This is a genomic window from Streptococcus canis (assembly GCF_900636575.1).
GTDB lineage: Bacteria > Bacillota > Bacilli > Lactobacillales > Streptococcaceae > Streptococcus > Streptococcus canis.
The window spans coordinates 1,865,081-1,877,390 of sequence record NZ_LR134293.1; the positions used below are offsets into that span (position 1 = coordinate 1,865,081).

Below are 12,310 nucleotides of genomic sequence, written 5' to 3' on the forward strand. Positions count from 1 at the left end.
GCGATAATATAAGCGTGTCAAAAATTAGTTGACATCATCATTAAATCATTTTCATTAACACCTTCTAAAAATAAACTTTGTCTGCGTTCTGACCCTACTTCTTATACCTAACCATCACTTAGCAAGCAGGTGGCTTAGTTATACTAAATCTAACTAACAAAAACAGTCCTAAAAATTAGGACTGCTTTTACTATCTCATATTAGAATTTTTTACGTTTGCGAGCTGCTTCTGATTTACGTTTACGTTTTACAGAAGGTTTTTCGTAGAATTCACGTTTACGTGATTCTTGAAGAGTACCAGCTTTAGTAACAGAACGTTTGAAGCGACGAAGAGCATCGTCAAGAGATTCATTTTTACGTACTACTGTTTTTGACATGTGTTTCACCTCCTCAAGATATTGTAACATTTTCACGTTCCAATCTATATTATATTATTTTTCGGAAAAAGTCAATCCTCTTTTTCATCTTTAAAGGAGATTTATTCCACGATGTTTCCAGTCAGGGCTGCTGCTTCTCGGATGAAGGCTTTATACTGATTATCTTTAGCCAATTTAGCAATAACTTTGTTGACGGTTTTAGTTAGGTCACCACTATTTTTAGGAAGAGCCACTGCTTTGGCATCGCCATCACTGGTTTTTAAGCTAAATGGTGCTAAAGCCAAATCCTTATGTTGCGCTAAAAAGCCAGCTGCAACAGGCCCTTCTAAATCAACGGCATAAACGTGTCCAGATTTTAATTCATTGATGGCTTCTCCCATGGCGGTTAAAGAAATCAGATTAGTTTCTGGTAACTGTGTTTTGACCAATCCCTCTTCAATGCTGCCTTTTTGAGCTGCCACTTTTTTGCCAGCTAAACTGGTTATGTCCTTAACTGTCTTAGCATCTGTAGCTCTCATTAGTACAGCATTTTCAGTTTCATAATAAGGGGTTGAAAAATCATAGACTTTGGCTCTTTCTTTGGTGTAAGATAGACCAGAGATAGCCATGTCTGCTTTACCTGTCTGAAGGCTCGACAAGACATTGTCAAAGCTCATTGAGGAAAGCTCTAATTTAACCCCTAATTCATCTGCAATAGCCTGAGCTAATTGAATGTCTGCCCCGACAATGGTATCTTTCCCATTGACCAAAGCTTTGAATTCAAAAGGTGCGTAGTCCGGGCTAACCGCCACAACCAATTTCCCTGCTTTTTTAATACTGTCTTGGTGATTCACTTTTTCTGCTTTGCCACATGCCACTAAAGGAATAACAAGCAGACAGATAATGAGACCGACCATCATTTTTTTAATCTTCATAGTATATTTATTCCTTTTCTTAATGATGAAGTCTATTATATTGCATTATTATTCAAAGGTCAACTATTTACTGAATATTTTTCAACATTTCTGACAGAGCTGATAGACCTGCTTGAAGAATTTCAGGCTGGCAGCAATAGCCTATCCGAACATGCTTATCGCGGTCAAAGCGATTACCAGGCACAACTAGAGTACCGTAGTCTCGTAATAAACGTAAGGCAAAGGGTTCAATCGCTTCTTCAATTGCCAATTTCACAAAAGCTGTAGAGACTTGTTTGGGTTTGACATAAGATACTTTTTCTTCTTGTTGCACCCAATTATCTAGAAGGTTTAAGTTTCTCGTGAGAATTTGTCGATTCCTTTGCAAGAGTTTTGGGGCATGTTTTAAGGCTAGCGCAGCCACCATGTCATCAAAGACGCCTGCACAAATCATGGTGTAATCTCGATAGGTTCTGAGAAGTTCTACGATTTCCTCAGAGGCTGCAAGCCAACCTACCCGAATGCCTGGTAGGGAAAAGGTCTTAGACATGCTATTGACTGAAATTCCTTTGTCATACAAGTCAGCAATGCCTAGTAAGTGATCGGAGGCAAAGGAATGATACACTTCATCGCTTACTATATAAAGGTCATGAGCTTTAGCAATGGCGATTAATGTGTCTAAATAATCCCTGTTCATATAAGCTCCGGTTGGGTTATTGGCGTTATTGATAGTGATTAGTTTGGTATTGGGACGAATGAGTTGTTCTAATACGTCTAAATCAGGAAGCCAGTTCAGGTCTTCTTTGACCTGCCAATAGTCAACTGTTGCCCCTAGTGACTCGGGGATATCGTAAAGTTGCTGGTAGCTGGGATAGTGGGCAATGACATGATCACCTGCTTCAATCAAAGCATATAAAACTGCAAAATTAGCTCCTGTTGCGCCATTGGTTTGTAAAATATTCTCAGGCTCTAAGTTTTGATAAAGGTTGGCAACCCCTTTTTTAAAGTCAGGAGACCCTTCAATCCAACCATAGTTCAACGGTTTTTGATGCAAGTTTTGGTAAAAAGCTTGAGAATCCTCTCCTGTCACCTCAAACAATTCTTCTAACGTTAAGGAAGCAATGGTGGATCCTGCAATGTCATAGATGGCTTCTTTTTCATGCTGATTAAGCCATTCCTCAACACCAAAAGCTGGTAATTTCATGATAGGTTCTCCTTTGTTATTATAATTGTAGCATTCAAATATAGATAAAAAATAGTTTATTCCATGGAAGGTCTAATGGGACTTTTCGATTCCTTTTAGCCTTGGATAAAAGGGGATGCTAAGGACATGATGAGATAATCAGATATTGACAATTTCCAATTTTTTGTCTCCCATTAGAACCAAATATTTCTTGGTTACAGGAAGACCATAGGTCTGAGTAAGGGCTTCTGCATATAAAGTCAACTGTTGTTGGTAACGGTTTTTTAACTCCAAAGAATTTTGGTATTTATCCGTTTTATAATCCACTAGTTCAATATGATCCTCAAATAAGAGAAAAGCATCAATGATTCCCCGAACAACATAGTCTTCTTGACTAATAGGATCTGTTTTTAACATGGCAAAAGGCGCTTCTCTGTACAAATTCCTGTGATAGATCTGAAACTGCTGCCCCAAGACTGTCTTATCAAAGAATTGCTCAACTTTCACCATATCAAGAGCTGCCTTAACCGCTTGGTCCAACTCTAGTTGCTCTAGAGCATGTGCGATTGTTTTGGCTGTTACTGGATAAGCCAAGGGAATAGCCTGCATCAATTGGTGGAGGGCTGACCCAACTTGGCTAGCGTCAACTCTGACCTGTTTTGAAAAATCAGGTAAAGTAAAGGCTGTAGAGGTGTGGTAAGTTTTTTCCATGACCTCTACCCCCTCTGAGTCTAACAAGGGCTCATAGGAAGCCTTTAGTTGGCTAGGTGTGCGAACCGTTGGGAGATTGATGGCGGCTTCATAGCCAGCATTTAATTGAGACACTTTGTCTAGCATATCTAAGGCACGCACAATGTCCGCAGATTGACGGTTATCCTTGAGGTTGTCTGGATGTAATACTTGTGGATTTTGAAGTTGACCAATAACCTCTGGACTTAAGTCGCTATCCTCAATAAAGCACACATCAAAACAAAGGTCTTCAGTGGTGAAGGTATCTGTGATAGCCAAGAGCCAGTCTTGGAAAGTCATCAACTGTTCTCGAAGCGCTAAAGGCAACAACTTACCAGTATACTTACCATCTGTCAACTCTTGGCTTTTTTGCTTGCTGGCTTTTCCAACAAGGAAAAGTTGTTTCTCAGCTCGTGTCATGGCAACGTACAACAGCCGCATTTGTTCAGATAAGGTTGCCAAGCGTAACTCTTGCTGATTCAACTGATAAGGCAAGGTTTCCATACTCACTTTGACTGACGCTAAGGTTTCTTCACCCAAAAGCTCCTTAACATCAGCCAAGTACTTGATTCCAATACCCTGCTGACGATTTAAAATAAACGGAGCATGAATATCTGTCATGGCAAAGCGTTTGTCACAGTTAAGGATAAACACGTACTGGAATTCCAATCCCTTGGATTTGTGAATCGTCATGAGATTGACCGCTTGCTTAGGACTAGTTACTTCAACGTCTGCTAAATCATTTTTCGTTTCTAACACCTTGTCAATCATGCCAATAAAGCGAGATAACCCTTTGTATCCTGATTGCTCAAATTGATTGGCACGCAGGGCTAGCGCATAAAGATTGGCTTGGGCCTGCTCAGCCTTGGCTTGACTAGCAACCAGATCGAAGTAAAATCGGTCATTGAAAATTTTCCAAATGAGGTCATGCAAAGATTTGATTTTAGCATAACGACGCCAATTCTTTAAGGTTTCCATAAAACCACTTAATTTTGCCATTAACTCATCATGCACTAAGTCTGAGTGAGCACCCGTTCCAAGTAAGGCCTTTTCCAATTTGTCATAAAGACAAGTAGTATCTTGGTCACTGCCTTTTTGAAGCGCCAGCCTTGCTAATTCGTCCTCATCAAAGGCAAACATTGGTGAGCGCAACAGGGCAACAAGGGCATAATCATTCCTTGGGTTATTAATGGTTCTCAAGGTATCCAACATGACCATGACTTCAACCGATTTGAGGTAATTTTGCTGACCACCGTCAGCTACTAGTGGGATACCATACTGATTAAAGGCATGAAAAATAGCATCATTTCTTGTCCTTGTTGAGACAAGAAGGGTGATGTCTTCAAAAGGTACTCCTTGGTCATTATGCAATCGGATGATTTCTTTGGCAACAATATTCACCTCATTAGGTGATAAGCCATCAGAATCTTCCTCTTCTACTTCGTCATTTCGGTCAGTGTTATAAAGCAATAATTTAGCACGATGTTCAGGATAGGACACTTTTTGGGCATCGCTACCAGCAACCAACTGATGTTGCTCATCGTATAAAATGTCTCCCAGAGATTCATCCATCAAATGGCTAAAAACAGCATTACTGGCATCCAAAACTTCTGATTGGCTTCGGAAATTTTCTTTCAGTAAAATAAGCTTCCCTTGCTCAGGATGAGCCTGATAGTCTTTGAATTTCTGATTGAAAATTTGAGGATCTGCTTGTCGAAATCGGTAAATGGATTGCTTCATATCACCAACCATAAAACGATTATGACCATTTGATAATAAAGTTAATAAGCGCTCCTGCATGTGGTTGTTATCTTGGTATTCATCAACCATGACTTCGTGATACTGCTGCTGGTAGGCCTGTCTGATGTCAGGGTTTTCTTCTAAAATCTGAATGGCAAAATGGGCAATATCTGTAAATTCAAAGGCTGCTTCTTGCATCTTAGCGGCCAGATAGGCATCTGAAAAGGCTACGACAAAACGTTGCAACACTTCCAACAAAGGAAGACTTTCCCCTTGGTATGCCAAAATCGTCTCTAAGTGTCTAAAGCGTGTTAATTTTTGGTGTAAGGCTTTAAAAATAGGATACTTGGTACCAGCAACAGTCACGTCATTGCCAGAAGGGAGCATTGTGGTCAAGTCTTTAGCCAATTGGCCAATTCCTTGCCTACCATAGAGATGGTCAAAATCCCGCGCCCAATGATGAAGATTTTCAATAACCTTTAGGTGGTTAATATATTTGACCGTTGGTTTACCAGCCTTGGTCAGTTGACCATATTCTTCCATGTCAGTCAAATCTCTTAACTGATCTGCGGTATCATGCATGCTTGCCAACAATAATTCAATGTCTTGCAGAGGTATATCTTCAAGGCGCTGATAGGTTTTTGCTGCTTTTAAGAACGTTTCTTGCAACCATTCTCTTGGGTTTTCGGTAGATTGGCTAAAAGAATAACAGCTATAAATCAGATCTCTAAAAGCGGATGCATCTTTTCGGTTACCAGAAAAATTTTTAACCAGTGCTTTGAACAAAGAAGAATCACTTTGTGCCATAAAGGTTTCAAATAGCTTGCTAAAAACGTCCTGTTTTAAAACATCTTGCTCGGCCTTATCTTGCATAATACGAAATCGAGGCGACAAACCAATGCTATAACCATAGTGATTGACCAACTTTTGGGCAAAGGCATCCATGGTGCCAATATCTGCCTGAGACAGGGTCTGCAGCTGCTCTGTTAGGTAGGCTTTTAGCTGATAATCTGTCGTTTGAGCGATTTGAGCATACAATTTTTTCTCAATACGGTCACGCAATTCCGTAGCTGCCTTAACGGTAAAGGTGGAAATAAATAACCGATCAATAGCAACTCCTCTCAGGATTTTATCAAGAATGCGTTCTACCATCACAAAGGTTTTTCCTGACCCAGCAGAGGCTGACACAAGGATATTTTGACCGCTACTGTATATGGCTTCAATCTGCTGGGGGGTTCTTTTTTGAGCTGCTTGACTACGGCTTTCTGTTTCTTGTAATTGAGCAATAGCTTCTGGGCTTAAAAAGGGTTCAAATGTTATCACAAGTTGTCCTCCTCTCTCATTAGACTTAAAAAGTTATCTCGTTTATTTCTAGCAGGCAGGGTCAACAATCGCCTTGCTTGACCTAAGTCAAGGTCTGCTTCAAATCGGGTAATGGCTTTTAGTTGGTCTCCTTGCACAGACTTGCCATCACTGGTATAAGGGTTAATCAGGAAGTGCCCTTTTTTGATGTGTTCTGCTGCTTTAAGGTAAAGGTGATTGTTATAGGCCAAGAGGGTTTGAAGCTCATCCACCGAATAAAGGGCATTTCTAATTTGGTAGGCACCCGTCGCCAAATGCTCTTTTTCATTTTCCAAGAAAATACCTTTATAAGTTAATGCCTTATAAAGGCTTTCAACCAGTTTGTCATCTAGGGTTTTGAAAGCTGATAAATCCATTTTAGGATCCTGTAGATGCAGATACATAGCTCCAAATAAATGCTCTTGATCAGCTGGTTCAAACTGCTGCTGTAAAACAGCGAGGTATGTAATTAGTTGCGAGCTCAAGCCATTGTAAAATGTTCCAATATCAAATTGGCTAGCGCTAGATTTATAGTCAACAACTCCTAAACTACCATCATCTAATTGGTCAATCCGGTCAATAACACCATGAACCAGCACCTGATCTGTCACATTTAGTTCAAAGGATTTTTCTTGGCTAATAACCTTGACATTTTGGCTAAGTCGTAAAATAGAGGCAGTTGACTTGGCAATATCTTCTAGTAGGTCTAAACTGTACCTCGCTTCAGCGTTATTTTGATAAACCTGCTGAAAAAGATGCTCCTGATTGGTGTGATGAATGGCTTGGGTCAATTTATTGTCAAAGGATTCTGCTGTCTGATCTTTCATGACTAATTCAAACACGCGGTGTAAATATTGACCATGAATTCTGGCATCAGGATGGATGGATTCAGCTTCTTGCAAGCCCAAAACATATTGTAGAAAATACTTGTACTGGTTATTATAAAAGACCGTCAAGGCAGTCGAAGATAGATTTAAAGGACGATCACTTGGAAATCGAGCTTCAATGACTTGGGGAGTCAAGGGTTTTGTTGCCAAGTGATTATCTTGAGTTGGAAGGGTTAACTGCTTTTCCCTTAATCGTCGTTTCAAGTAACGCAAGGCAACCGTCCAAAAAGTCTTGTCTTGATCCGTCATATCAGCTAGTATGGCCTGACGATTAATATCAATAACACGTGATAAAAGGGCCTTGTAATTGCCAATATCACTGGCAGCATAGGATAAGCAATTTTTTCCTTTATCCAAAAGAGGAAATCCAAGCGCCATCAATTCCTTGAGGTAAGGAGAGAGGTCGTCTGACAGTTCATTGACCACTGTTGGCACGCTAAGAACCAATTCTTTAGTAGCAGCATTAAACAGAGATAGAGCAGTTTGGTGATTTTTCTGGCTATTTTCCGCACTGGCAATATCAAAATGTTGGTAACTGTTCAAGCTTTCATTTACCCTGACACGTTCTTGATCTGACAGAAGCCCCGTTGTTGTCACTTGTTTTGGAAAGTGAGATTGGGTAAGACCGATGGCATAGACAAAGGGTTTTGAATGAGGCTGAACCAGATCATAAGATTTTACCGATACGACATCCAAGGTCGCTGGTACAACCCGATAATGGGCGGATTGCATTCCCATTTTGATAAGTGCTAAACAGTCTGCCAACTTTAATTTTTCCTGCCCGAAAATCTGATAACAAGAGGTTAAACTGTCTGAAAATGTTTTCCAAACTTCTTCATTTTTTTCTATTTCTAGCTGACTTTGTCCCAAATTTTTCATATTTTCAGACAGTTGAATAACCTTAAAAAAAGCCATGAGCTTGTCTATCAAAGAAGCTCCAAGTTGCTTTTGACTTTTAAATAACGTTTGTAACGGAGAAAAGACCGCCTCTCTTATCACGTTTAACAGCTCCAGTGGGTAATGACGAGAGGAATTTATGGTAAAAGGTCTTGAAAATTTGGTGAACCCTTTAATATCTGCAAACTGAAGGTATTCTTCAAACCGATCAATGTCTTGGTCTGTAAAGGTTCCAAAAAGACCTGATTTTAGTAAATTTAAAATGTCCTCACGGCGCCAATTATAGCGCAAACTTCGCTCAAGAGATTCTATAAACTGAACCAAAGGATGGGCAGTCATAGGCTCTGCTTTTCCTAAATAATAAGGAATCTCAAACTTGTCAAAGATAGGACCAATTTGCAACTGATAGGCTTCGACATCTCCTAACAGAACTAAAATATCCTTATAGCGATACCCTTGGTAGAGTTTTTCACGAATGGCCTTGGCCACGTGTTCTATTTCTTCTTTTTGGTGAGGGCTTTGCCAAAGATGAATAGATGCCTTATCTTCCTCCTGCAACTGCCAATCCAGTTGGGAAAAATCATGATTGGCTTCCACTAATTGAGTTAACCTTGAAAAGGCTGGAGCAAAGGTTTGTTCAGAAACAGCAAATACGGGCTTAGTCTGGTACTTCTGAGCAAGGTCTTGTAAAAAGTGACGACTTGCTTCATAAATATTTCCTTTGATAAAGGATTTCTGGTAGGCTTTTTGGCTAATGTAACTGCCAATCACAACTGCCTGGCAGGTATCATTTAACAAAGACAAGAGATACTCTTCTTCAGCAGAAAAACGTGAAAAACCATCAATGATAATAACGGTGTTTGCCAATTGGTCATTCAATAGACCAGCTTCAATTGCCCTCGCAAAGGTCATCAAAGAGGTGTCTTGGTTGTAATCTTGTTGAGCCATGATATGCTCAGCAAGACTGATTATCTTGATCAAGTCTCCTTGCTTTTCTGGCGTGTCTAAATCAGTTAACTCATAAACACTTATATGAGCAGTTTGTAATTCCTTATACAAGTCAACCAACTGCTTAACAAAAGCATGGTCATCTTTTAACCGACCATAAACAGACAGTTCTTCAGGACCTAACGTCATCAAGGCACGATAAAAAATCATGGCCAGAGACATATCATCCAAATGCTGTTTTGGACGAGAACTCGTAAAAGTAAAGTACCGAGCCATCTGAGCAAATCGTGTGACTGTGATTGAAAAAGAGCCTCGTTCAGGTAAGAGAGTCAGCACCTCTCTTTCTTTTTCAAAGGAGAGGGAATTGGGCGCAAGATAAAATACGCGATAACCCTGACGAGCAGCCTGCCTTGCCTCAGCTACCAAAATCTCTGTCATTGAGTAGGCCATCTCTGTGTAAATTAGTTTCATGGAACTCCTTTATTTGGACTGAATTTATCTTTGTTATATTATAGCAAATCCCTACTGCTTTTCCTATTTCTAGTCTCCATAAGAGCATAGAAAGATAGCGGTTTCAGGTACTAAAACAAGCAGTTCTCATTAATTTATTTTATAATAATAGCAGGACGAAAATGAAGGGATACTTATGAAAACGGATAATTTGAGAGAAAGCCAACAAGTTGAAGATAGACGTGGGCAATCATCTGCTTCTTTTGGTGGAGGAGGTAATGGTGGAGGCCATCTTCTCCAACTGTTTTTTCAAGAGGAGGCTGGAAAACCAAGCTAGTTATCTTATTACTTATTCTGGTCATGGGTGGTGGGAGTCTATTAACAGGTGGCTCGTCTAATAATAACAATGCCTACCAGTCTAGCCACGTTACTCGTACAAGTGGGGACAAAGCTAGCCAAGAACAAGTAACATTTGTCAGCAAAGTCTTTGCATCAACAGAAGATTATTGGACCAAACAATTTCGTGACAAAGGCCTAACCTATCACAAACCAACTTTGGTTTTGTACACTGGGGCAACCCAAACAGCATGTGGGAGAGGTCAAGCCTCTGCGGGACCTTTCTACTGTCCAAGTGACCAGAAAGTCTATTTAGACATTTCTTTTTATGATGAATGATCTAACAAGTACAGCGCTAAGGATGATTTCGCCATGGCCTATGTCATTGCCCACGAAGTTGGCCACCATATTCAAAATGAAATCGGCACCATGGATGATTACGCTAGCGCCAGACAAGGAAAATCAAAGATTGAAGCCAATCAGCTCAACGTCAAATTGGAATTACAAGCTGATTACTACGCTGGTGCCTGAGCTAATGATGTCCAAGGTCAGGGGCTCTTAGAAAAAGGGGACATCGAAGAAGCCATGGCTGCTGCCCATGCCGTTGGAGATGATATCTTGCAAAAAGAGACCTATGATAAGGCAGTTTCTGACAGTTTCACACATGAAACATCTCAACAACGACAACGCTGGTTTGACCGCGGTTACCGGTATGGTGATTTTGATCACGGTGATACCTTTAGCGTCTCCTATGGTAAATTGTAACACAATAAAGAAAAAAGCATGCCATTAGGTATGTTTCAAAACCTAGACAAACTCTTTTTTAGAAGGTGTCAATGAAAATGATTTAATGATCACGATGTCAACTAACTCTTGAAATGCCTATTTTATCGCGTTTCAGGAGTTATTCTTTTTAGAAGAGCAAAAAAAGATTGAAGAAAAATTGTCCTAAGTGAACTTTTTCCTCAATCTGAACCATGCCATGTAAGTATGCTTTTTTTGACTGCTATTCATCAAGACTTAAACTCAAAAAATAACCACAAGCTCTGCTCTTTTCATATTTCAATAACCTTTTGCTAGTCGCCATTAATAGGCCGTTATCAAGACTTAAAGAAGCCTTTCCTCTCTTCCCAGCTCAACCTATATAAGCTATTAACCTACTTTCAACCTTAGAGGCATGTGCCATCAAACGGGAATTCGCTAGATAAGAAGGCTTGTAACACGCTGTCATGCTTGTACAAAACAAAGCATTTGCTCAGATGGCATGTCTAAATAGGTGGGTATCTAACAAGTTAAAGTGCTCTTTTTCTACTTGACTGGCTACTTTTTAATATAGCCCCAAACATGTTGACAAGTCGTCCGTAAGATTTACGTAGTCGAAGGAATGCCTTGTGCTTCTTCAATCAAGCAACAAAAAGCCAAAATCGTTTCTTCTGACCACTGATTTCCTTTAAATAATTCTCTCAAAGCATTGTAATGCTGCTGCGAATGTGCCATGACCCAATACTTTTGGACAAGCCCATTGTTTTTGGTAAGTTATCAAACTAACATCAGGCATGAGGTTGCCCTTCCAAAGTAATGGCCACTGTAACTTCGGGTTTAAGGAGTTGTTTCACACGGCAATAAGTTCCAATGTAGGCTAATAAATCTGCTTTCTTTTTGTCATCTAAAGCGTCATCAATCCTAACAAGCAGTTCAAAAGTTTCTTCCTCATAACTAGCCGCAACAGAAATCGCAAGTTTGTCTTGCTTAAATTGACGATAGTAAAAACCTTGCACACACATGGTCACACAAGAAGACAAGGCAATGACCAGTAAACTCATAGGAGTTTCACCTTGATCAGTTTTTCCAAATAAGGTAATAGCTTCACCATAACCTTCTGAAACCGTGTGGTAAAGGCTGTCACCTGTTATTTTTGCCTGATACATTCTGATTTTCCTCCACCTTTTGATCTTTTTCTCCAATAAGTTGACTTGGAGTTCTTTCTCCCCTATTATAACAGAAAAGAATTGTACTTCTATGTAGTGCCCTCCAAAAAGTTAGAAATTATATTTAAGCTAAGGATTGCGTCCTGTGCACAGGACGCAGTCCTTTTAACGTTAGTTTGATGCGATTGTGGTGGTAATAGTTAATATCCTCTGAAATAGCCGTTTCCAAAACTTCCAGGGAAGCAAACACCTTCTTAAATCCATAAACATTTTAGATTTCAAAGACCTAAAGAAGAGCTCATCGTCCATACAGACCGAGGTTCTCAATATACTGGGGCACGATTTCAGCACCTGCTTAGACGGAAAAAATGTCAGTCCCGTATGAGATCCATACGATAAGGCACTCATGGAATCCTTTGGCAAAACATTAAAAAGAGAGCTTGTCAATGATGCTCATTTCGCAACCATTGAACAAGCTCAGCTTGAGATTTTTGACTTACTATAACCCTAAACGGTTGCATTCGGCTTTAGGGTATCTCTCACCTGTAGAATTTGGAAGAATAACTCATTAGCTTAACTATTTTGTCTAACTTTTGGGGTG

Annotated in this window: 6 protein-coding genes and 4 pseudogenes; 2 read left to right on the forward strand and 8 right to left on the reverse strand. The window is 39.9% G+C overall.

Annotation, left to right across the window (positions count from 1 at the left end):
• Positions 1–200: 200 nt before the first annotated feature.
• The 5 genes from rpsU to rexB form a co-directional block, all read right to left on the reverse strand.
• Positions 201–377 (reverse strand): 30S ribosomal protein S21, encoded by a 177-nt coding sequence (rpsU, locus tag EL097_RS09435; protein WP_000048058.1) that lies wholly within the window; start codon positions 375–377, stop codon positions 201–203.
• Positions 378–478: 101 nt separating this feature from the next.
• Positions 479–1,291 carry a transporter substrate-binding domain-containing protein gene (locus EL097_RS09440; RefSeq protein ID WP_003047942.1) on the reverse strand — a complete coding sequence of 271 codons (813 nt, stop codon included), beginning with the start codon at positions 1,289–1,291 and terminating at the stop codon, positions 479–481.
• A gap of 67 nt (positions 1,292–1,358) precedes the next feature.
• Positions 1,359–2,474 carry an aminotransferase gene (locus EL097_RS09445; RefSeq protein WP_003047939.1) on the reverse strand — a complete coding sequence of 372 codons (1,116 nt, stop codon included), beginning with the start codon at positions 2,472–2,474 and terminating at the stop codon, positions 1,359–1,361.
• Positions 2,475–2,612: 138 nt separating this feature from the next.
• A complete protein-coding gene (addA, locus tag EL097_RS09450) occupies positions 2,613–6,245 on the reverse strand; it encodes a helicase-exonuclease AddAB subunit AddA (RefSeq protein WP_003047936.1) in 3,633 nt (1,210 codons plus the stop codon).
• The gene (rexB, locus tag EL097_RS09455) at positions 6,242–9,466 is read right to left on the reverse strand and encodes an ATP-dependent nuclease subunit B (RefSeq protein ID WP_003047933.1); all 3,225 of its coding nucleotides are present in this window, start codon (positions 9,464–9,466) and stop codon (positions 6,242–6,244) included. Before rexB ends, addA begins: the two co-directional genes overlap by 4 nt.
• A gap of 175 nt (positions 9,467–9,641) precedes the next feature.
• Between rexB and ypfJ the strand changes: the two are divergent.
• Positions 9,642–10,546, forward strand: a pseudogene (gene ypfJ / locus EL097_RS09465) (KPN_02809 family neutral zinc metallopeptidase).
• A gap of 370 nt (positions 10,547–10,916) precedes the next feature.
• Here the strand turns inward: ypfJ and EL097_RS09470 are convergent.
• The 3 genes and pseudogenes from EL097_RS09470 to EL097_RS09480 form a co-directional block, all read right to left on the reverse strand.
• Positions 10,917–11,339 (reverse strand): annotated as a pseudogene (locus EL097_RS09470) (DUF1722 domain-containing protein).
• Positions 11,332–11,709, reverse strand: coding sequence for an OsmC family protein (locus tag EL097_RS09475; protein ID WP_003047922.1), 378 nt, complete (start codon positions 11,707–11,709; stop codon positions 11,332–11,334). The pseudogene EL097_RS09470 and the gene EL097_RS09475 overlap by 8 nt, the downstream one beginning before the upstream one ends.
• Before the next feature lie 124 nt (positions 11,710–11,833).
• A pseudogene (locus EL097_RS09480) lies at positions 11,834–12,045 on the reverse strand (IS3 family transposase); the annotation flags it as partial.
• Here EL097_RS09480 and EL097_RS10985 point away from each other — a divergent pair.
• Positions 11,989–12,281 (forward strand): annotated as a pseudogene (locus EL097_RS10985) (integrase core domain-containing protein); the annotation flags it as partial. The pseudogenes EL097_RS09480 and EL097_RS10985 overlap by 57 nt on opposite strands.
• Positions 12,282–12,310 lie beyond the last annotated feature (29 nt).